Source organism: Cupriavidus sp. FW305-F7 (assembly GCF_058782875.1).
Genome location: NZ_JBYSYC010000004.1, coordinates 56,276 through 76,169, shown reverse-complemented (window position 1 = coordinate 76,169; position 19,894 = coordinate 56,276). Strand labels below are relative to the sequence as shown.

Annotated in this window: 18 protein-coding genes; 10 read left to right on the top strand and 8 right to left on the bottom strand. The window is 66.9% G+C overall.

Going from position 1 to position 19,894, the window contains the following annotated elements; translation table 11 throughout:
* Positions 1–44 precede the first annotated feature (44 nt).
* From AC3WL8_RS05180 to AC3WL8_RS05170, 3 genes are all read left to right on the top strand, one after another.
* Positions 45–632, top strand: coding sequence for a surface-adhesin E family protein (locus AC3WL8_RS05180; protein WP_153955722.1), 588 nt, complete (start codon positions 45–47; stop codon positions 630–632).
* 175 nt (positions 633–807) lie between these two features.
* On the top strand, positions 808–1,041 hold the full coding sequence (locus AC3WL8_RS05175) for a hypothetical protein (RefSeq protein ID WP_013952860.1): 234 nt from the start codon (positions 808–810) through the stop codon (positions 1,039–1,041).
* A gap of 445 nt (positions 1,042–1,486) precedes the next feature.
* The gene (locus tag AC3WL8_RS05170) at positions 1,487–3,142 is read left to right on the top strand and encodes a mechanosensitive ion channel family protein (RefSeq protein ID WP_492377979.1); all 1,656 of its coding nucleotides are present in this window, start codon (positions 1,487–1,489) and stop codon (positions 3,140–3,142) included.
* A gap of 29 nt (positions 3,143–3,171) precedes the next feature.
* Here AC3WL8_RS05170 and AC3WL8_RS05165 read toward each other — a convergent pair whose 3' ends face one another.
* Complete coding sequence (locus tag AC3WL8_RS05165) at positions 3,172–3,603, bottom strand: RT0821/Lpp0805 family surface protein (protein ID WP_013952862.1); 432 nt, start codon at positions 3,601–3,603, stop codon at positions 3,172–3,174.
* A 201-nt stretch (positions 3,604–3,804) separates the two neighbouring features.
* Between AC3WL8_RS05165 and AC3WL8_RS05160 the strand changes: the two genes are divergently transcribed.
* The 3 genes from AC3WL8_RS05160 (at position 3,805) to mdoH (ending at position 8,724) form a co-directional block, all read left to right on the top strand.
* Positions 3,805–4,176 carry a hypothetical protein gene (locus AC3WL8_RS05160; protein WP_114134759.1) on the top strand — a complete coding sequence of 124 codons (372 nt, stop codon included), beginning with the start codon at positions 3,805–3,807 and terminating at the stop codon, positions 4,174–4,176.
* A gap of 367 nt (positions 4,177–4,543) precedes the next feature.
* Positions 4,544–6,139 carry a glucan biosynthesis protein G gene (locus AC3WL8_RS05155; protein WP_492377978.1) on the top strand — a complete coding sequence of 532 codons (1,596 nt, stop codon included), beginning with the start codon at positions 4,544–4,546 and terminating at the stop codon, positions 6,137–6,139.
* Positions 6,112–8,724, top strand: coding sequence for a glucans biosynthesis glucosyltransferase MdoH (mdoH, locus tag AC3WL8_RS05150; RefSeq protein ID WP_153955724.1), 2,613 nt, complete (start codon positions 6,112–6,114; stop codon positions 8,722–8,724). Before AC3WL8_RS05155 ends, mdoH begins: the two co-directional genes overlap by 28 nt.
* A 107-nt stretch (positions 8,725–8,831) precedes the next feature.
* On the opposite strand, the gene AC3WL8_RS05145 is transcribed toward mdoH, so the two are convergent.
* Positions 8,832–9,419: a hypothetical protein gene (locus AC3WL8_RS05145; RefSeq protein WP_153955725.1), complete on the bottom strand. Its 588-nt coding sequence runs from the start codon at positions 9,417–9,419 to the stop codon at positions 8,832–8,834.
* 386 nt (positions 9,420–9,805) lie between these two features.
* On the opposite strand from AC3WL8_RS05145, the gene AC3WL8_RS05140 reads away from it, so the two are divergent.
* Entirely contained in the window at positions 9,806–11,011 is a 1,206-nt protein-coding gene (locus AC3WL8_RS05140) for a Bcr/CflA family multidrug efflux MFS transporter (RefSeq protein WP_013952867.1), read from the top strand.
* 19 nt (positions 11,012–11,030) lie between these two features.
* On the opposite strand, the gene AC3WL8_RS05135 is transcribed toward AC3WL8_RS05140, so the two are convergent.
* Both AC3WL8_RS05135 and AC3WL8_RS05130 read right to left on the bottom strand, forming a co-directional pair.
* Complete coding sequence (locus AC3WL8_RS05135; RefSeq protein ID WP_153955726.1) at positions 11,031–11,885, bottom strand: mechanosensitive ion channel family protein; 855 nt, start codon at positions 11,883–11,885, stop codon at positions 11,031–11,033.
* Positions 11,886–12,096: 211 nt separating this feature from the next.
* Positions 12,097–13,299 carry an ammonium transporter gene (locus AC3WL8_RS05130; protein WP_153955727.1) on the bottom strand — a complete coding sequence of 401 codons (1,203 nt, stop codon included), beginning with the start codon at positions 13,297–13,299 and terminating at the stop codon, positions 12,097–12,099.
* A gap of 509 nt (positions 13,300–13,808) precedes the next feature.
* Between AC3WL8_RS05130 and AC3WL8_RS05125 the strand changes: the two genes are divergently transcribed.
* The 3 genes from AC3WL8_RS05125 (at position 13,809) to AC3WL8_RS05115 (ending at position 15,282) form a co-directional block, all read left to right on the top strand.
* Positions 13,809–14,090: an HU family DNA-binding protein gene (locus tag AC3WL8_RS05125; protein WP_010814166.1), complete on the top strand. Its 282-nt coding sequence runs from the start codon at positions 13,809–13,811 to the stop codon at positions 14,088–14,090.
* A gap of 209 nt (positions 14,091–14,299) precedes the next feature.
* The gene (locus AC3WL8_RS05120) at positions 14,300–14,785 is read left to right on the top strand and encodes an acyl-CoA thioesterase (RefSeq protein ID WP_013952870.1); all 486 of its coding nucleotides are present in this window, start codon (positions 14,300–14,302) and stop codon (positions 14,783–14,785) included.
* 14 nt (positions 14,786–14,799) lie between these two features.
* On the top strand, positions 14,800–15,282 hold the full coding sequence (locus tag AC3WL8_RS05115) for a CreA family protein (RefSeq protein WP_013952871.1): 483 nt from the start codon (positions 14,800–14,802) through the stop codon (positions 15,280–15,282).
* 33 nt (positions 15,283–15,315) lie between these two features.
* Here AC3WL8_RS05115 and AC3WL8_RS05110 read toward each other — a convergent pair whose 3' ends face one another.
* The 4 genes from AC3WL8_RS05110 to AC3WL8_RS05095 all read right to left on the bottom strand — a co-directional run bounded on the left by AC3WL8_RS05110 (position 15,316) and on the right by AC3WL8_RS05095 (position 19,889).
* The gene (locus AC3WL8_RS05110; protein WP_338084270.1) at positions 15,316–16,158 is read right to left on the bottom strand and encodes an acid phosphatase; all 843 of its coding nucleotides are present in this window, start codon (positions 16,156–16,158) and stop codon (positions 15,316–15,318) included.
* Positions 16,159–16,206: 48 nt separating this feature from the next.
* Positions 16,207–17,955 (bottom strand): class I adenylate-forming enzyme family protein, encoded by a 1,749-nt coding sequence (locus tag AC3WL8_RS05105; protein WP_153955728.1) that lies wholly within the window; start codon positions 17,953–17,955, stop codon positions 16,207–16,209.
* A 97-nt stretch (positions 17,956–18,052) separates the two neighbouring features.
* Positions 18,053–18,817, bottom strand: a complete 765-nt coding sequence (locus tag AC3WL8_RS05100; protein ID WP_011617096.1) for an SDR family oxidoreductase — start codon at positions 18,815–18,817, stop codon at positions 18,053–18,055.
* 205 nt (positions 18,818–19,022) lie between these two features.
* On the bottom strand, positions 19,023–19,889 hold the full coding sequence (locus AC3WL8_RS05095) for an arylamine N-acetyltransferase family protein (RefSeq protein WP_013952874.1): 867 nt from the start codon (positions 19,887–19,889) through the stop codon (positions 19,023–19,025).
* Between the last annotated feature and the right edge of the window lie 5 nt (positions 19,890–19,894).

Genomic DNA, 19,894 nt, shown 5'->3' with positions numbered 1-19,894 from the left:
CGACAATGCGGATCGCTTTTTCCCGTCTATATGAGGGCAATTCCATGATGTTCCGCATTTTTAGGCACGCAGCCACGTTTGCTGGCTGCCTGCTTGGACTGGCCGCACCGCTGGCGCATGCCGAAGGCAGCGCCGTGCCGGCACCGTCCCCCGTTCCCTCCAGCACCACCCGCCCGGCTGCCGCCGCTGGCCTGTATGAGTGCCAGGTCGCCGGCACCGGCACGGTATTCCGGTCCACGCCCAGGGAAGGCTGCCGGCTGGTCGCGGCACCCGATCCCGCCGCCCCCGATCCGCAGCGATGGCTTCCCCTGATGGGTGCCAATGGCGTGGTTTCCTATTTCGACCAGTCCGCGGTGCGCCGCCAGGGCACCGAAGTCGGCGTGGTGGTGATGCGCAACTCACCGTCGGGCGTGATCCGCACCGCCAGCGGCGAGCCGATCCGCTCGTCGCTCAAGCGCATGGTGCTGAACTGCGCCACGTCCATGTTCGCCGTGGTCGAGCAGACGCTCTACAGCAAGCGCTTTGCGCGCGGCGACTCGCTCTATACGATCCGCGCGCCGCAGTACGGCACCTTCCAGGTCGCTGGCCCCGGCACGATTGCCGCAGAGTTGCTGCGCAAGCTGTGCAGGTAAGCCTGGCGGCGGCCGGCGATCCAAGGCTCCCTATCCATCTCCCTATCAGGGTTTGTCCCGGTCAACGGCGCGCGAACCTTCCTCGTTGATGCTGGTGACAGGGCGCGAGCCAGAAGCGCCAGTCATGGCAGGCATCCCTGCCATACCTATCTGCAGGGCAAATGAGGAGACGGAAATGAAGAAATGGATCGTCATGCTGTCGATGGCAATGTTTGGTGCGGGCGCAATGGCGCAGACGCCTGCGACTCCGGCGACGCCTGCCACCCCGGCCACGCCGGCGGCAGCGTCGACTGACAAGGCCGCGCCGGCCAAGGCAGACAGCGGCAAGGCCAAGGCCAAGAAGACCAGCACCAAGAAGAAGAGCCACGCGCCTGCGGCCAAGGATCCGACGAAGAACAAAGGCGCCTGAGCGCGCTGACGATGGCGGCGGGCGCACGGCTCCCCGGCAAGCGGGGATGCAGGCTGCGTCCGTGACTGCCATGCCGCCACGCAAATAATGGCCGGCCGTGCCTGCATGGCGCGGACCCGCCGCGCGCAGGACAGCCCTGCGGCACGCGTTGTGTGTCTTCCGGGGGGATAAAGCCGGGCATGTCGGGCGGATCGCAACAGGAGGCTTCGGCCTCCTTTTTTTTTGTCCGCTGCCGCAAGCGGCCGCCGCCGCCCCGGCTTTGCGCCTGCGCCGCCGCACGCTATGCTTGCGGGCATCGTGCCGGGCAGGGCGTGGAGCCCTCGCGCCGGCACAGGCCAACTCGGACGGGAGCGGTCTTATGGCAGCGCTAGCGGTGTGGCGGCGGTGGCGGCGATTGACGGCATTCTGGATGGCGGGACTAGGCTGGGTGATAGGCGCGCTGTGGATGCAAGCCAGCCTGGCCGCGCCGGTGTCCGAGGTCGCGGCCGTGCAGGCTCCGATTGCCGTGCGCAGCGGGGCCGCGGTCGAGCTGCGCCTGATGGACCGGCCCATCGCCACCATGCGCGCCGAGATTGCGGGTGCCACCCCGGCCATGCGCGTCTCGCGCGCGCAACTGGTGTTCAACGACCTGACGGAAAGCGAGCTGGCACTGCCCCTCGGACAGGTCAGCGGCACGGTCGGCGACGTGCCGATGGTCGCCTATCGGCTGGGCGACCGGCTCTTGTTCGCGCTGACCTCGCAAGACCTCTCGCCGGAGGACCACCTTACGCTTGAAGCTGCCGCAACGCGCACCGCGGCGGGTCTGCGCCAGGCCATTGCCGCACGGCGCGCGCACCTGCACTGGCCAAACCTGCTGCGCGGTGCCGCGCTGAGCCTGCTCGGCCTGGCCGTGCTGGCCGCGCTGACATGGGGTGTGGCGCGAGCCGGCGTGGCCCTGCGCGCCCGCCTGCAGGTGGCACTGGAGCGGCACCTGGCGCAGCGCGTCGGCGGCCAGTTCGACTGGACCGGCGCGCTCTACCAGCTGGTTGCCCGCATCGTGCAGATCCTGGCGATCGGGCTGGTGCTGGTGCTGGCCTTTGCCTGGCTGGAGTTTGCGCTCGAGCAGTTTCCGCTGACCCAGCCCATGGGCGACCGCATGGGCGCGTTTATCGTCGGCTTGCTGTCGCAGATCGCGCTGTCGATGGTGTCGTCGGTGCCGGGCCTGGTCACGGTGGCGGTGATCCTGCTGATTACCCGCGCGGTGCAGCGGCTGGTGTCGAATATCTTCAAGGCGGTGCAGAAAGGCCAGATCACGGTGCCCGGCATGCATCCGGAAACCGCGGGCGCCACGCGGCGGCTGGCGGCGGTGGTGATCTGGGCGCTGGGCTTCACCTTTGCCTACCCTTATATCCCGGGCTCAGAGAGTGATGTCTTCAAGGGGCTGTCGGTGCTGCTCGGCTTCATGGTCACGCTGGGATCGGCCAATGTGGTCAACCAGCTGATGAGCGGCATGGTGGTGGTGTATTCGCGTGCGCTGCGGCGCGGCGACATGGTCTGCATCGGCGATACGGTGGGCACCGTTGCCTCGCTGGACGCGCTCTCGGTGAAGGTGATCAACCTGCGCAATGAAGAGGTCACGCTGCCCAACGCGGTGGTGGTCGGCAGTGCCATCCATAACTACACCCGCCACGGCAGCGTGCGTGATCCCCGCGCGCAGGAAGGCTGGCAGGCTGCGCTGATCTCGACCTCGGTCACGATCGGCTACGACACGCCCTGGCGGCAGGTCCATGCGATGCTGCTGGCAGCCGCCGGCGAATCGGCGCATATTGTGCCGTCGCCCACGCCATTCGTGCTGCAGCGGGGGCTGTCCGACTTCTATGTCGAGTACGAACTGTTCTGCGCGCTGGACCATCCGCGCAATCGCTTCTACGCGCTGTCGGCGCTGCACGCGGCGATCCAGGACCAGTTCAACACCCACGGCGTGCAGATCATGTCGCCGCATTTCATGGCGCAGCCGGACAAGACCGTCTACGTGCCCGGGACCAGGTGGTACGAGGAACCAGGGTCGCCGCAGGTCGATCCGGCAGCGCGGCCGCATCGCGCGCCGTCGCGCGCGGCATGAACGCCGGCTGCGCGAGCGATCAGCGCCGCTTAGTCAGCCACCTGGCGCGACTTCCATTGTCCGTTGGACTGCTTGCAGAACCACCCGCTCCAATGCTCTTCAGCGCTGCCGCGCTTGAGATCGGACTTCAGGCGCCGGCAGGGCTGGCCCTTGTCGGTCTTGCTTTCGATCGGCGTGATGGTGCCGTCGATCTGCTGGCGCCGCCCCGCCGCGGGGAACGTCCATTCAACGGTCTTGCCGTCGGCCGTATCGTTCAGTGCCGTGCGCACTGACTTGGCCAGCGACGCGCCTTCCTTGTCGTTGAGCGTGCCGATGATGGTGCCGCTCAGGTAATTGTCAAAGTACGCCTGCGCCGGTGCCGCCGCGGCAAACAGCAGGGCGGCACCAAGCGCGCCAGTGACGGCGGCGCGCAGGGCAGGGCGGACAGGGCTGGCGGTAGGGTCGGATGGCCGAGGCAGCATGACGATTCCTTGTGGCTTCGTGGTGGCATTTGGGTGGCATTGTAAGCGCAATGCAGCGCCGCAGCAGCGCGCGGTGCGGTTGACACGTGCCAGCCGCTGACCTAGCGTTGATTGTTGCCCCCGCGCTTCGCGTTGGCCGGCAGCGGAGCCTGCTGTGCGCTTTGCACGGCAAGCGCCTTTCCCCCCGCGAGAGGAGATCCCATGAAGCTGCGCTATCTGACCATCGGCCTGGCACTTGCCTGCGCATTCGGCACGCTGCACGCCCAGACCACAGGCAAGGCCGACAAGTTCAATCCCTACACCGACGGCGCCAAGCAAGACCAGTTCAGTCCCTACTCCGATGGTGCCAAGCAGGACAAATTCAGCCCGTACTCGGATGGCGCAAAAAGCGACAACGTGACCTCGTTGAACCCGGGTGCCCGCCCTGACCAGATGGAGCCGATCCAGGGCGGCGCGCAGAAGTCCTTCGACTCATACAGCCAGGGTGGCATGAAGAGCGGGAAGTTCGATCCGTATTCCGAAGGCGCCAAGAGCGGCAAGTTCGATCCGTACAGCGAAGGGGCTAAAAAGTAACACTGTATTAAAGGGGCCGGCTGCCGGCCGGCCCCGATCTCAACCAGATTCTCACAGCCGGCAGGCGTTGGCCTCGCCGGGGCTTGCGGCCGTGTGACCCCAGCGCCCGCAAAGCCTTGTCCGGAGCGGCTTTCGGGCAACCTGGCCAACATTTTGTTTCAAACCTTGCGTGATCGAAACGTGACTTCCGCGTCTCGAATTGTTATGGTTTATTGCGCATCGCAACAAACCGGACACAGTGCCCCGCGGGCCGTCTGCCTCGTGTCCGGGTCTCGCCACTCGGCGCCGGGCCCGTCTCTTGCTGTGTCGTCCTTCGTTCCGACCGCCGATGCCGGTCACCCCGATTCAACCGCTCACCCTGGCATACATGTCACAGATCGCCACGTCACGCCTGTCCGTTACCCATACCTTGCCCGCCGCCGGGCCGGTGGCCCGCCGCGCGGCACGGGCGGGTGTGCGGATCGCAGCCTGGCTTGGTGGCAGTACGCTGGCGCTGTGTGCCATGGCCGCCCATGCGTTCGATTTCGACACCGTGGCGGCGCGCGCGCGCCAGCTGGCGGCCTCGCCCTACAAGGCGCCGCCGCAGAACCTGCCGCGCGAGCTGCGCGAGCTGTCATACGAGCGCTACCGCGAGATCGAATACAAGCCCGAGCGCTTTGCCTGGCGCGGCACGCGCTCGCCGTTCGAGCTGTCGTTCTTCCACGAGGGCATGGTGTTTGACCAGCCCGTGCGTATCCATGAAGTGGTGGGCGACAGCGTGCGTGAATTCCGCTTCGACCCGTCCGCGTTCAATTACGGCCCGCACAAGGTCGATGCCGGCAAGCTCAAGGGCCTGGGCTATGCAGGCTTCCGCATCCTGTACCCGCTGAATCAGGGCAAGCGCAAGGATGAGCTGGCGTCGTTCCTGGGCGCGAGCTATTTCCGCGCGCTGGGCAAGGACCAGTGGTACGGGTTGTCGGCACGCGGCCTGGCGGTCGACACCGCGCTCAATTCGGGCGAGGAGTTCCCGCGCTTTGTCGAATACTGGATCGAGCGTCCCGGCCCCAATGCCAAGGAGATCACGATCTACGCGCTGATGGATTCGCGCCGCATGAGCGGCGCGTACCGTTTCACCATCAAGCCCGGCGCCGAGACCGCGATGGAGGTCAAGTCTCGCCTCTACCTGCGCGAGAACGTGACCAAGCTGGGCCTGGCGCCGCTGACCAGCATGTTCCTGTTCGGTGAGAACCAGCCGTCGGCCGCGCAGGATTTCCGCCCCGAGGTGCATGACTCTGACGGCCTGTCGATCCACCTGGGCACCGGCGAATGGGTCTGGCGCCCGCTGGTCAATCCCAAGCGCTTGCTGGTCACCTCGTTTGCGGCGACCAATCCGCAGGGCTTCGGGCTGATGCAGCGCGACCGCACCTTCAACAGCTACCAGGAGATCGGCTCATGGTATGAGCGCCGGCCCAGTGGCTGGGTGCAGCCGCGCGGCAACTGGGGCTCGGGCCGGGTAGAGCTGGTGCTGATCCCGACGCCGGACGAGACCAATGACAACATCGTCGCGTACTGGGTGCCGGACAGCCCGCCCAAGCCGAAGCAACCCTTCGACTATGAGTACCGGCTGCTGTGGCAGAAGGACGGCGAACAACAGCCGCCGCTGTCGTGGGTGACCCAGACCCGCCTGGGGCAGGGCCAGACCCGCAACAAGGAAGACACGAGCTTTTCGCTGGTGGTGGACTTCGAAGGCCCGGCCTTCGGCAAGCTGCCGGCGAACGTGCGCATCGACCCGGTGGTTTCGGCCGATGCCAACGGTGAGCTGCTGAAAACGTCGGTGCAGCGCAATGAGGCGACCGGCGGCTGGCGCATGACCATGGTGATGCGCCGCAAGGACGAAACCAAGCCGGTTGAGTTGCGCGGCTATCTTCGCAACGGCAATACAACCCTATCCGAGACATGGAGCTACATCTTACCCCCAGGCTAAAGCAGCGACCGGCCAAGGCGGCGGCATGCGAGCGCTATGTCGACCGCCTGCCGGTATCGCCTGAAGTGCGCAGCGAACTGCTGGCGGACGGCGCGCCCGCGACGCCGGTCGCACCGGTCACGCCCGTGGCATCCGTTGCCCCCGTGATCGCCGTTACCGCCGACGGCCGCGATGCGCAGGACGCGATCACGCGCCTGCAGTCGCGCCTGGCGGCCAAGGACACGCCGCCCGCGCAAGGCGGCAGTGCCTACGCCTCCGTCGGCCGGCGTTTCACGATGGCATACGGCAATCCCCAGGTGGATGGCGCACCGCTGCTGCAGCGGCGCGAAGACGGCACCGTGAAGGTCGACACCGGCCCCGAGCCCGAGCGCAGCTCGATGGTGCCGCGCCAGTGGCCGCCGCATATCGTCACCGGCTGGCTGCGCAATACCTGGCGCCACATGCTGGGCCGCCCACCCGTGCCCGAGACCTGGGACACGCTGCACGACGGTCCCGATGCCGAAGGCAAATGGCATCCGGCTGGCTCGCACCGCCGCTGGTTCCTGCTGGGCCTGGTCGTGATCCAGACCGTGCTGGCTACGTACTTCATGAGCAATGTGCTGCCGTACCATGGCGCCGATCCGCTCGAGATCGCCATCCTGGTGCTGTTCGCCGTCCTGTTCTCATGGGTGTCGGCCGGCTTCTGGACAGCGATGATGGGCTTCCTGGTGCTGGCCAAGGGCGGCGACCGCCACCTGATCTCGCGCTCGGCCGCGCCCGACGGGCCGATCGCGCCCGAGGCGCGCACCGCGATCATCATGCCGATCTGCAATGAGGACGTGACGCGCGTGTTCGCCGGGCTGCGCGCCACCTATGAATCGCTGGCGCGCACCAGTCACCTGTCCAACTTCGATTTCATCGTGCTGTCGGACAGCGGCAATCCGGACCTGCGCACCGCCGAGCATGACGCGTGGATGGAGCTGTGCCGCGCCGTCGGCGGCTTCGGCCGCATCTTCTACCGCTGGCGCCGCCACCGCGTGAAGCGCAAGACCGGCAACGTGGCCGACTTCTGCCGCCGCTGGGGCAGCAAGTACCGCTACATGGTGGTGCTCGATGCCGACAGCGTGATGAGCGGCGACTGCCTGGCCACGCTGGTACGGCTGATGGAAGCCAACCCCGGCGCGGGCATCATCCAGTCCGCCCCCCTGGCAGTGGGCCGCGAGACCCTGTACGCGCGCGTGCAGCAGTTCGCCACGCGCGTGTACGGGCCGCTGTTCACGGCCGGCCTGCATTACTGGCAGCTGGGTGAATCGCACTACTGGGGCCATAACGCCATCATCCGCGTGCACCCGTTCATCGAGCACTGCGCGCTGGCGCCGCTGCCCGGCCGCGGCCCGCTGTCGGGTGAGATCCTGTCGCACGACTTTGTCGAAGCCGCGCTGATGCGCCGTGCCGGCTGGGGCGTGTGGATCGCCTACGACCTGGAAGGCTCGTACGAAGAACTGCCGCCCAACCTGCTGGACGAGGTCAAGCGCGACCGCCGCTGGTGCCAGGGCAACCTGATGAATTTCCGGCTGTGGCTCAAGCAGGGCTTCCACGTGGTGCACCGCGCGGTGTTCCTGACCGGCATCATGGCCTACCTGTCGGCGCCGCTGTGGCTGCTGTTCCTGCTGCTGTCCACGGCGATGCTGGCCAAGCATGCGCTGGTGCCGCCGGAGTATTTCACGCAGCAATACCAGCTATTCCCGACCTGGCCCGAATGGCATCCGGAGAAGGCGCTGGCCTTGTTCTCTGCCACGGCCACGCTGCTGTTCCTGCCCAAGCTGGCCAGCGTGGTGCTGCTGATGAAGCAGGCGCGGCGTTATGGCGGGGCGGTGCAGCTGATTGCCAGCATGCTGATCGAGGTGCTGCTGTCCGCGCTGCTGGCGCCCACGCGCATGCTGTTCCATACCAAGTTCGTGATCGCCGCATACAGCGGCTGGGGCATCTCGTGGAAGTCGCCCCCGCGCGAAGACACCGAGACCACCTGGGGCGAAGCGTTCCGCCGCCACGGCTGGCACACCGCGCTGGGCCTGGCTTGGGGTGGTCTGGTGTACTGGCTGAACCCGTCCTACGTGCTGTGGTTGTTGCCGATCGTGGGCTCGCTGGCGCTGTCGATCCCGTTGTCGGTGATGCTGTCGCGGGTGTCGTTCGGTCGTGCCTCGCGCAATGCGGGCCTCTTCATGATCCCTGAGGAGACGCAGGTACCGCGGGAAATCGTCGAGACGCAACAGCATGTCGAAGCTGCGGCCGAAACGCCTGACTTTGTCGACGCCGTGGTGGACCCGGTTACCAATGCGCTGATGTGCGCGACCGCCACGCCGCGCGTGGTGCAGCCGGAATCGTCCCGCAGGCGCCATGAGGCCCTGGTCGAGCATGCGCTCACGCATGGCCCGCGCGCGCTGACCCCCGCGCAGAAGCATGTGCTGCTGGGCAATCCGTTTGCACTGGCACGCCTGCATGAACTGGTATGGGGCTCGCCGCTGGCCGATGCCGGCTGGAAGGACACGCGCATCCTGGTGCGGCGCGCGGCCAACGTGCTGCCGCTGCGCCCGCGCGCTGCCTGAGCGGGACTGACGCAAAACGAGAACGGCCCGCATCTGCGGGCCGTCTTTCTTTTGTGCGGGCGGCGTGCCGTCACGCGTCAATTGCAATCGATTCTTGTTTGTGTTGGCTAGCGCAGCGCCGCCGTGCAGATGGGCGCGTTGATGTAGACATCGCCGATGCGGCGCTCGCCACGGTCCTTGCGCGTCATGTAGCGGAACATCAGGCTGATGCCAAGCTTGGTCAGGATCTCGACGTCGCGGTTGGCGCAGATATTGCGCTGCAGCGGCGCGGCGTAGTTGACCTCGAAGCTGGCCAGGTCCAGCATCGGCCCGCGGTAGTTGGTGAGCTCCAGCTGGAACAGCACATGCTTGCCGGGGATCGACTGGCAGCGGCGCAGCCGCGTTTCGCCGTCGATTTCGATCGGCAGGGCGTCGTTGAGCTGGCGGCAGGCGCGTGCCAGTACGTTGTCGGGCCGTGTGGTGTTGCGCAGCAATTCGGGCACGCCGGCGGCGCCGGTGTTCTGGCCGGTGGCAGCGCCCTTGAGCATGCGTGACAGCGGGTCGGCCTCATCGATCGCGGGGGCCGGCGCCGAGGCGGCGACATTGCGCGCCTGCACCGGCGCGGCGTTGCCGGGCTGGGGCAGCAGCAACAGCAGCGCAGCCGCGAATGCGGCCGGGCCTAGCGAAGCGGGAAGCGGCGTGTGTCGTATTCTCATGCAGGCTAACGTTGCCGGGACCGATACTGTCGTCCGTCTCTGCGTGGCCGACGGTGTGGCTTGCGCCGACAGGCTGGCATTGTACCCTCCACCTTGCCGCAGGTGAAAGCCGCGCCACCCGGCAAGGGCATCTGCAGCGCCGATTCGCGCTGCCGTGATCGCAAATGACCTGACCTCACTATTCACCAATAGCGCCAACTTCGCCAGCACCATCGGACCCGACTTAGGCAGGGCAGTTTTTCTGAACGACTGTTTCAAAACCCTGCACGCCAGGACCGTACCGCCTTCGTTATGCTGTGCAACAATTGCGCCTTTTCACGGGTTGCAGGCGCGGGCCGCAAGCAGGCTGGCCGTGCGTGACAACGCCGTTCCCCCGGATACTTTCCATGCCCCGTTCCACCAGCGCGGCTTCTCCCGCGCGCTTTCCTGCCTGGCTGCTGATCTGCGGTTCGCTGATGGCGATCGCGCCGTTGTCGATCGACATGTACCTGCCGAGTTTTCCGTCGCTGGCTGGCGATCTCGGCGTGGACATCGGCCAGGTGCAGTTGACCCTCGGCACATTCCTGGTGGGGTTGGCGCTGGGGCAGGCCTTCTATGGGCCGTTCAGCGACCGCTTCGGGCGCAAGCCGCCGCTCTATGTCGGCCTGTGCCTCTACGTGGCCGCCGCGGTGGGCTGCGCGCTGGCACGCAGCGTGGAGTCGCTGATGCTGTGGCGCTTCCTGCAGGCGCTGGGCGGCTGCGCCGGCATGGTGATGGCACGCGCGGTAATCCGCGACCGGCTTGAGGCGCATGAGTCAGCGCGCGCTTTCTCGTCGCTGATGCTGGTGATGGGGGTTGCGCCGATCCTGGCACCGATCGTCGGTGGCGGCATTCTCTCGGTATCGGGCTGGCGCACGATCTTCTGGGTGCTGGCGGCGGCCGGGATGCTGATCCTGCTGCTGGTCCACCTGCGCATGGAAGAATCGCTGGACCGGCGCCATGCGGCGCCGCTGCGGCTCGGCACCGTGGCGAAAAGCTATGCCGAGCTGCTGCGGGATCGCGAATTCCTCGGCTACTCGCTGTCTGCCGGTTTCGGCTCGGCAGGCATGTTCGCGTATATCTCCGGGTCGCCGTTCGTGCTGATCCAGCTCCACGGCATCGCGCCGTCGCACTACGGTTTTGTGTTCGGCGCCAATGCGCTGGGCCTGATCACGATGTCGCAGCTCAACGCCAGGCTGGTGCGCGGCCGCTCGCTCGATCAGGTGCTCGGGGGCGCGCTGCTGGCGGCCTGCGCGGCGGGCCTGGCGCTCGCTTTTGCCGCGCTTGCAGGCGTGGCGGTGCTGCCGGTGCTGCTGGCGGGATTTTTCGTCTTTATCGGCGCGCTCGGTTGCGTATCGCCGAATGCGTCGGCACTGTCGCTCGCCCATCAGGGCCATCGCGCCGGCACGGCCTCGGCGCTGATGGGCACGCTGCAGTTTTCACTCGGCACGCTGGGCGGCGCGGCCGTCAGCCTGTGGCGCGACGGCACCGCGCTGCCGCTGGGCGTGGTGATGGCGGCCTGCGGTGCAGGCGCGGTGCTGATGCGCTACTACGGGCGCTCAGGCCCCCGTTGACACCGGCTGCGAGCCGTCGTCAGGCGGCCTGTTGCGCGGCGGCTTGCTGGGCGGCAGCCTGTTGCACCACCACCATCTGCGCCGGCATCGGTGCGGCATAGCCGGCCTGGCCGAAGCTCTCGCGGATGATGCGGTTGGTATCGAAATAGACTTGCCAGTAGTGGTCATTGTGGCAGTGCGGACGCACCGCCAGCACCGGGCCGACCAGCGTGAACTCCAGGATCTCGACGTCGATCGGGGGCTCGGCCAGCACGTTGGGGATCTCCGCGATGCGGGTCTTCAGCAGCGCTGCCGCATGGGCAGTGTCGGTGCTGCCGGCAAGCTGCGCTTTCAGTTCGACGCGCCGGTACGGGTTGGCCGTGAAGTTCTGGATGGTATCGCTGAAGATCTTGTTGTTACCGACCACGGTTTGCACATTGTCTGGCGTGTCGAGCGAGGTGGCGAACAGGCCGATCTCGCGCACCGTGCCGGTCACGCCGCCGATTGTCACGAAGTCTCCTACCTTGAACGGGCGCAGCACCACCAGGAACGCACCGGCAGCGAAGTTCGCCATCAACCCCGACCAAGCCATGCCGATGGCCACGCCAGCGGCGGCGATCAGTGCGGCAAAGGTCGTGGTCTGGATGCCGAAGTAGCCGAGGATGCCAATCACCAGCACCACGTTCAGCGTCACGGTGACGATCGAGCCGACATAGCGCAGCAGCGTGGGATCGACCTGCTGCTTGCCGAGCGCGTTCTGCACCATGCGCACGACAAAGTGGATCAGCCAGCGGCCGATGACCCAGAAGGCAAGGGCCGCCAGGATCTTGACCCCGAATTCTGTCGCGTAGGTGACAACCAGGGCCTTGAGGTTATCGAAGGTAGTGGCATCCATCGGCGTAGTCCTTTAATGTTGGTGTCCGGCCGGCCGCCGGCACAACATCCCCCGATTCAGCCGGCAGCGATGTGCTAGCCCTGCGCGCTGTTGCGGCGCAATACATGGGCACGGCAATTATTGAGACGCCGTACCGGAAGTGCAAGCAAATTATTGTTAAGACAAGCTGCCTTGCGCAGCTTGTCTATTTAAATCAGGACGGCCCGCACCATTACCAGTTGGTTTCCCGCTCCGGCGTTGCCGAAATCCGGTGCAAGGTCAGGTCCGCTCCGTTGAATTCGCCTTCGGCATCCAGCCGGATGCCCACCAGCTTCTTCAGCGCGCCATATACCAGGGTGCCGCCGGCCAGCGCCACCACGATGCCAAGCACGGTGCCAATTGCCTGCGCGCCCAGCGACACGCCGCCCAGCCCGCCCAACGCCCTGGCCCCGAAGATGCCCGCAGCAATGCCGCCCCAGGCGCCGCACAGCCCGTGCAGCGGCCACACGCCGAGCACGTCATCGATATGCCATTTGTTCTGCGCCAGCGTAAACATATAGACAAAGAGCGCGCCGGCCACCGCCCCGGTGATCAGCGCGCCGAGCGGGTGCATCAGGTCCGAGCCCGCGCACACCGCCACCAGCCCGGCCAGCGGCCCGTTGTAGGCAAAGCCCGGGTCGTTGCGTCCGGCCGCCCAGGCCGCCAGCGTGCCGCCGGCCATTGCCATCAGCGAGTTGATCGCCACCAGGCCGCTGACCTTGTCGACCGTCTGCGCGCTCATGACGTTGAAGCCGAACCAGCCCACAGCCAGCACCCAGGCGCCCAGCGCCAGGAACGGGATGTTTGAGGGCGGATGGGCGCTGATGCGGCCGTCCTTCTGGTAGCGCCCGCGCCGCGCGCCCAGCAGCAGCACCGCCGGCAGCGCGATCCAGCCGCCCAGCGCATGCACCACCACCGAGCCGGCAAAGTCATGGAACGGTGCGCCGGCCACGCGCGTGATCCAGTCCTGCACGCCAAAGCGCTGGTTCCAGGCGATGCCTTCGAAGAACGGATAGACAAAACCCACCAGCACGAAGGTGGCGACCAGCTGCGGATTGAAGCGTGAACGCTCGGCAATACCGCCCGAGATAATCGCCGGAATAGCCGCGGCAAATGTCGCCAGGAAAAAGAACTTGACCAGTTCGTAACCGTTTTTCTGCGCCAGCGTTTCGGCCCCGGACATGAACTGCACGCCGTAGGCAATGGTGTAGCCGATAAAGAAATAGGCGATCGTCGAAACCGCAAAATCCACCAGAATCTTTACCAGTGCGTTGACCTGGTTCTTCTTGCGCACCGTGCCCAGTTCCAGGAAGGCAAAGCCGGCGTGCATGGCCAGCACCATGATGGCGCCTAGCAGGATAAACAGGGCGTCGGTGCCGGTCTTCCAGTTGTCCATAGTGACCTCATGCTCAAAATGGGAGCGTGGGTATGCAAAAAGCATTCCAGCAATGGCCGCATCCTGGTGCCACGTGCACCTTGTCGGGTAAAACCGCACCGGAATGCCGCGCGCAGACCGGGGCGGCGCTGCTGGCAGTGTTGTCAGTGGCATCGCCGTGGTGGTGCGGATGCGCCGAAATGGCGCGCGGCGGCGGCGCAGGCTGAACCGTTATGGTGCGGCGCCCCATTTGTGGGAATTTGTCCTATGCTCCTTGTTTGCCCCGGGGCGAGGGCCGGCCTGGCGTTGCCGCGCGGCAGGACGGCCTGGCAAAGTCGGCTTCTGGCAAGCGGGAAAAGCGATGGAAATTGCCCGCTAACCGGCCTCAATCAAGGATTTGCGGGTTTTTTTGTCGCATTGGTGCCACTGGGGATTGCTCTACGCGCAACGGGCAGATTAGACTGCGCCGATCGATGGCTTTGCCGCGAGGCACGCACATCGGTGACGACGACCAACAAGGGAAATCAGCCATGAATAAAGGTGAACTGGTATCGGCCATCGCCGCGGAAGCAGAACTGAGCAATGCCGCCGCCGAGCGCGCGCTCAACGCAGCGCTGGACAGTATCAAGAAGGCAGTGGCAAAGGGCGATTCGGTGACGCTGGTGGGCTTTGGCAGCTTCAGCGCCGGCAAACGCGCCGCCCGCACCGGCCGCAATCCGCGCACCGGTGAAACCATCAAGATCCCGGCCGCCAAGACGGTCAAGTTCTCTGCCGGGCAGGGTTTCAAGGACGCGGTGAACAAGAAGAAGTAAGCAGTTTGCGTCCACAGCGTGAAAAGCGGCCTTGCAGGCCGCTTTTTTGTTGCCCGGCACGGCCACCCTTGCCGGCACCGGGCTGCCGCCGGCAACGGCGGGCACGATCCGGGTTAAACTGCCGGCGCCAGCGTTCCGGCGTGCATTCAGGCAATGCCGCCCTCGCAGGTTCGCCCCCGAAATCCCGCCCCGCAATCCGTACCCGCATCATGAACGACCAGTCCCACCAGCTTTCCATGACCGTGCTGATGACGCCGGACATGGCCAACTTCTCCGGCAACGTCCACGGCGGCACCATCCTCAAGTACCTGGACATGGTTGCCTATGCCTGCGCCAGCCGCTACGCCGGCCGCTACGTGGTGACGCTGTCGGTCGACCAGGTGGTGTTCCGCCAGCCGATCCACGTGGGCGAGCTGGTGACCTTCCTGGCCTCGGTCAACTTCACCGGCCGCAGCTCGATGGAAATCGGCATCAAGGTGGTAACCGAGAACATCCGCAGCAAGCTGGTGCGCCATACCAACAGCTGCTACTTCACCATGGTGGCCGTGGACGACAACGGCACGCCGGCCGAGGTGCCGCCGCTGGAGCCGCGCGACGAGGTGGAGCGCCAGCGCTTTGCCGCCGCCCAGCAGCGCCGCGCGCTGCGCCAGGAAATGGAAAAGCGCCACGACGACATCAAGTCGTCGGTGACCTGAATACCGACCCCGCCATGAAGCGCAACTGCAATCGCATCCGCACGGTCCTGGCCGTCGCCTGTCTGGCGGCCGCCTCGGGCGCCTACGCCGAGGAGATCGGCAGCGTCAGCACCAATTTCCGCATGACCGGCTCCGACAAGGTCGTGATCGAAGCTTATGACGACCCCCAGGTGGACGGCGTGACCTGCTATGTGTCGCGCGCCCGCACGGGCGGTATCAAGGGCCAGCTGGGCATGGCCGAAGACCCGCCGGAGGCATCGATCGCCTGCCGGCAGGTGGGCACGATCGCCTTCAAGGGGCCGATCCGGCAACAGGACAACGTCTTCTCCGAACGCATGTCGATCCTGTTCAAGGTCCTGCACGTCGTGCGCGCGGTCGACCGCAAGCGCAACACGCTGGTGTACCTGACGTACTCCGACCGCATTGTCAGCGGCAGCCCGCAGAACAGCGTCACCGCCGTGCCGGTGCCGGCGGGCACGGTCATCCCGGTGAAGTAACCCGTGCAGTAGCCGGCCCCGGCAACCGGCGGATCAGGGGGCCAGCGCTGCGCTCTCCGCCTGGCAGTCGCGCGACGGGCGCGCGCCGCTGGCGCGTGCCGCCGCCACTTCGCGTCGGGCCTGGTCCAGGTCGGCGCGGAAGGTGGGATCGGCATGCAGCCGCGCCACCGTTGCCGCGGCCATCATGCGGCCCTCGTTGACATCGCTTTGCCAGTGCACGTTGCAGACCACGCGGCTCTGGCCGAACGCGCGCCCGCGCGCCAGGATGTCATTGGCGCGTTCAGGCTCGACCTCCGCCAGGATCAACGCCCAGGCCCAGCCGATGGCGCTGTGGCCGGACGGGTACGAGCCATCCTTTTCCAGCTTGGCGGCGTCGGTCGGCGTGCACATCGGCGTCTTGTTGGCCACAAAGGGGCGGGTGCGCTTGTAGCGGTCCTTGACGCCGTAGGTGGACAGGCCGGCATCGACCAGGCTGCGCCGCAGCAGGATGTTCAGGTAGGGCGTGTCTTTCTCGCTGACCGGCACGCCCAGCACGCATGAGAACGCGCTGGCAGCCTGCGGGAACGTCAGCACGGCATCTTCGGTGGCCAGCTGCCAGCGCGACGAGCCGCGCAGCGTGCCGGCCTGGCGCGCGGCGTCTTCATCCAGCGCCAGGGCGGGGGAGCCCTGCGCCGGCGGCGCGGGCAGCAGCTTCAGGCTGTCCGGGCGCGCATCGGCCGCCAGGTACCCTGCCGCCACGCCGGGGCGCAGCTCTGGCACCGCGGACAGGTTGGTGCCGCCGGCGGCGCAGCCCGCCACCAGGGCGGCGAGTGCCACCGCGGTCATTGCCCGCACTGGGGTGGACAGGGAGCGGTCACGCTTTGCTTGTTCCGTCAATTGGTCGTCCTTGTTGTTTTTGTCGAGTCGGGGCTGTCCTGCCGCGATTCAGGCGGCTGCGTCGAACAGCTTGCGCAGGTTCGACTTCAGGATCTTGCCATTGGCATTGCGCGGCAGCATCTCCTGGTAAATCAGGATACGCACCGGCACCTTGAACGCCGCCAGCCGCGTGCGCACGAAATCCTGCAGCTCGGCCTCGCTCGCCTGCATGCCGGGCTTCAAGCTGACCACCGCGGCCGGCTCTTCGCCCAGCGTCTTGTGCGCGAGCCCGACCACCGCGGCATCCATCACCGCCGGATGCTCGTACAGGGTGCTTTCCACCTCGATGCAGTAGATGTTCTCGCCGCCGCGGATCAGCATGTCCTTCATCCGGTCGACGATATAGACGTAGCCTTCCTCATCCAGCCGTGCAATGTCGCCGGTGCGCAGCCAGCCGTCGGCAAAGGTCTGCGCCGTGGCCTCGGGCTTGTTCCAGTAGCCGCGCACGACATTGGCGCCGCGCGCCATCAGCTCGCCGGTTTCGCCGGGCGGTAACGCGCGGCCGTACCCGTCCACCACCTTCATCTCGCCGATCGGCAGTGCCGGGCCGCTGCTGTCCGGGCGCATCACGTATTCCTCGGCGCTGTGGCTGGTGAAGGTGGACGACGTTTCCGTCATGCCCCAGCCGATGCCGGGTGCGGCCAGCGGGAATACCTCGCCGATGCGCCGCACCAGTTCGGGCGATGCCGGCGCGCCGCCGTAGTTGACGTTCTCCAGCGAGGACAGGTCGAAGCGGTCGCGCTCCGGATGCTCCAGGATCTGCCATGCGATGGTGGGCACGCCGCCGGCCGCGGTGCAGCGCTCGCGCTCGATCAGTTCCATGCCGCGCAGCGCGTCCCAGCGGTGCATCAGCACGATCTTGCCGCCGGTGGCGATGGCGCCGTTGAGCACCGCCATGCAGCCGGTGACGTGGAAGAACGGCACCGCCAGCAGCATGGCCTTTTGCGGTGCGGCGGGGTCCGGCGCGGGAATCGGCTCGCCCCGGCGCAACAGGTTGCGGATCGGGCTGAAGCTGCCGGCGACCGCCACGTTGGTGGAGTTGCGGTGGGTGCCGAGCGCGCCTTTGGGCTTGCCGGTGGTGCCCGAGGTGTAGAAGATGGTGGCGTCGTCGTCCGGATCGATATCGACCTGTGGCGGCGGCTGGTCTGGCAGCGCGGCCCAGTCAGCCGGGGTGCCGATCACGCTCTCCAGCGGGGCCACACGCGGCTCGGAGGCGGTGCCGCCGACACGTGAGGCATAGACGCGTTCCAGCGCCGGGCAGCCTGTCAGGCGTTCCAGGATGCGGTCGAGCCGTTCGGCATCGACGATCGCCACGCGGCTGCCCGAATCGGCCAGGCCATACTCCAGCTCGGCCCCGGTCCACCAGGCATTGAGCGGTGTCACGATGGCACCCGCCAGCAGCGCGCCGTAGAACGCCACCGGCCATTCAGGCAAGTTGCGCATGGCTACGGCCACGCGGTCGCCCTTGCGCACGCCGTCGCGCACCAGTGCATGGGCCAGGGCGATGGCCGCGCGCCGGAAGGCATCGTAGGAGACGCGCTCGTCCTCGTAGACCACGAAGGTGCGGTCGGCAAACGCGCGCGTATTCAGCAACAGCTCGCGCAGCGTGGGGGGGGCGTTCTTCCAGACTGTGGTGGGGAAGCCGCGGATCACGCGCGTTTCGGTTTCGAACGGCGCGCCGGGCGCGGTAAGCCGGGCGTGGGCCTCGGCCAGCGACATGACCGGCCAGGTGCCGGCCAACTGCGGATTGCTCGACATGACTGCCTCCCGGAACTGCACTGCAGGTTGAGGGAAATGCAGGAAAGCGGCGGACGCCGGCGTGAAGGCCGGCGCCCGCAACGCTGGGGCCAGACGCTCAGATGGTCACGCCGCCGTCCACGACCAGCGCCTGGCCGGTCATGAAGGTGCTGGCCGCCGACGCCAGGTAGACCGCCGCCCCGGCGATCTCGACGGGTTCGCCGATGCGGCGCAGCGGGGCGCCCTGGGTGGACTGCTTGTAGCGCTCGGGATCTTCCCACAGCGCGCGCGCAAAGTCGGTCTTGATCAGCCCCGGCGCGATGCAGTTCACGCGCACGTTGTGCGGCCCGAACTCGACGGCGAGGTTGCGCGCCAGTTGGAAGTCGGCGGCCTTGGAGATGTTGTACACGCCGATGGTGGGCGAGCCGCGCAGGCCGCCGATCGACGACACGATGATGATCGAGCCGTCCTTGCGGTCGATCATCTGCGGGGCCACCATCTGGATCAGCCAGTGGTTGGAGATGACATTGTTGTCCAGCACCTTGCGGAACTGGTCGTCCGACACGCCGCTCATGGGCCCGTAGTACGGGTTGGACGCGGCATTGCAGACCAGCACATCGATCTTGCCGAAGGCGCGGTTGGTCTCGTCGACCAGGCGCTGCAGGTCGTCCTTCGAAGAAATATTGGCAGGGACCGCGATCGCGGTGCCGGCGCCGTGGCGAGCGTTGATGGCATCCACCACTTCCTGGCAGGCCTCGATCTTGCGCGAAGAAATGACCACCTTGGCGCCCTGGACGGCCATCTGCTCGGCGATGGCGCGGCCAATCCCGCGCGAGGAGCCGGTGACGATGGCAACCTTGCCCGTCAGATCAAACAATGACATGGAGTCTCCTGTATGGCTGCGCCGGCGTCAGGGGCCGGCTTTGTCCTGGCGACGTGCCCGCAGGCAGCATCGCCAGGACATTATGGTGGCGCCGCTGGCACCAGTCCACAGGCCGGGGTGCCGCGCGCCGGCCATATCAGGATTCTTTCTGCGGGCAATGCGCGCCGTGCATGGCAGACATGCTGCATAGCGCAATCATGGCGCCTCAGGTGCCGGAGGATGCCGTTGCGGGCGCCAGCAGCGCTGGCAGGGCGTCGGCCAGGCCACGCCGCAGGTCATCGTCCAGCAGCACGCCAAAGCGATCCGACAAGGCCTGCACCACGGCCTCGGGCGAGGCCAGCCGCGTTCGGCGCACGGTGCCGTCCGGTGCGCGCTCGGCCAGGTCGCCGTCGGCCAGCGTCACGCGGGTGCCGCCGTCGGTGCGCGCGGCCATCAGCCGCTGCAGGAACACGCTGTCAGGGTGCGTCGATACATACCAGTTGCGCGGCACGAAATCGATCCAAGGCTGCGGCGTCAGGTCAAAGCGGTAGACCTTGATCCAGCCGGTGTCGCCGCGCGCCTCCAGATCGTAGCTGTGGAACGCGGTGGCGGTGGCCTCCGGCGGCGAAGGGGCCAGACGGTAAGGGAAGCTGTCATCGGCCGGCTCGGACAGCGGCATCGCCCGGTATGGCGTGGGGCCGCCGAAGCCGACATCGGCCAGGTAGCTACGATGCGCCACTTCCACGCGCAGCAGCATGTGCGAGGTCATGGTCGGCACATCGTCGGGAACGCCCCAGCGCACGCGCGCGGCCAGCGGCGTCACGGCGTAGCCGAGCGCGCCCAGCCCGGCCGCCAGCAGTGTATTGAGCTCAAAGCAGTAGCCGCCGCGCCGGCGCGTGACGAGCTTGTCGAAGACCGCATCCAGTTCGATCCGTACAGGCCGGCGCAACAGCGGATCGATGTTCTCGAACGGAATGCTGGCCAGGTGCGCGGCCAGTACGATATCCAGCGCTTCCAGCGTGGGCGAGGGCGGGGCGGCAATGCCGAGGCGTGCCAGCCAGGCGTCCAGTTGGGGGGCGTCCAGGGTCATCATGGTGT

Excerpts from the sequence above, each read along its gene's own strand:
- AC3WL8_RS05095 (WP_013952874.1), bottom strand. The coding sequence starts at position 19,889 with ATGATGACCCTGGACGCCCCCCAACTGGACGCCTGGCTGGCACGCCTC.
- AC3WL8_RS05125 (WP_010814166.1), top strand. The coding sequence starts at position 13,809 with ATGAATAAAGGTGAACTGGTATCGGCCATCGCCGCGGAAGCAGAACTG.
- AC3WL8_RS05105 (WP_153955728.1), bottom strand. The coding sequence starts at position 17,955 with ATGTCGAGCAATCCGCAGTTGGCCGGCACCTGGCCGGTCATGTCGCTG.
- AC3WL8_RS05180 (WP_153955722.1), top strand. The coding sequence starts at position 45 with ATGATGTTCCGCATTTTTAGGCACGCAGCCACGTTTGCTGGCTGCCTG.
- AC3WL8_RS05170 (WP_492377979.1), top strand. The coding sequence starts at position 1,487 with ATGCAAGCCAGCCTGGCCGCGCCGGTGTCCGAGGTCGCGGCCGTGCAG.
- AC3WL8_RS05120 (WP_013952870.1), top strand. The coding sequence starts at position 14,300 with ATGAACGACCAGTCCCACCAGCTTTCCATGACCGTGCTGATGACGCCG.
- AC3WL8_RS05165 (WP_013952862.1), bottom strand. The coding sequence starts at position 3,603 with ATGCTGCCTCGGCCATCCGACCCTACCGCCAGCCCTGTCCGCCCTGCC.
- AC3WL8_RS05175 (WP_013952860.1), top strand. The coding sequence starts at position 808 with ATGAAGAAATGGATCGTCATGCTGTCGATGGCAATGTTTGGTGCGGGC.
- mdoH (WP_153955724.1), top strand. The coding sequence starts at position 6,112 with ATGGAGCTACATCTTACCCCCAGGCTAAAGCAGCGACCGGCCAAGGCG.
- AC3WL8_RS05130 (WP_153955727.1), bottom strand. The coding sequence starts at position 13,299 with ATGGACAACTGGAAGACCGGCACCGACGCCCTGTTTATCCTGCTAGGC.
- AC3WL8_RS05100 (WP_011617096.1), bottom strand. The coding sequence starts at position 18,817 with ATGTCATTGTTTGATCTGACGGGCAAGGTTGCCATCGTCACCGGCTCC.
- AC3WL8_RS05135 (WP_153955726.1), bottom strand. The coding sequence starts at position 11,885 with ATGGATGCCACTACCTTCGATAACCTCAAGGCCCTGGTTGTCACCTAC.
- AC3WL8_RS05145 (WP_153955725.1), bottom strand. The coding sequence starts at position 9,419 with ATGAGAATACGACACACGCCGCTTCCCGCTTCGCTAGGCCCGGCCGCA.
- AC3WL8_RS05160 (WP_114134759.1), top strand. The coding sequence starts at position 3,805 with ATGAAGCTGCGCTATCTGACCATCGGCCTGGCACTTGCCTGCGCATTC.
- AC3WL8_RS05115 (WP_013952871.1), top strand. The coding sequence starts at position 14,800 with ATGAAGCGCAACTGCAATCGCATCCGCACGGTCCTGGCCGTCGCCTGT.
- AC3WL8_RS05155 (WP_492377978.1), top strand. The coding sequence starts at position 4,544 with ATGTCACAGATCGCCACGTCACGCCTGTCCGTTACCCATACCTTGCCC.
- AC3WL8_RS05140 (WP_013952867.1), top strand. The coding sequence starts at position 9,806 with ATGCCCCGTTCCACCAGCGCGGCTTCTCCCGCGCGCTTTCCTGCCTGG.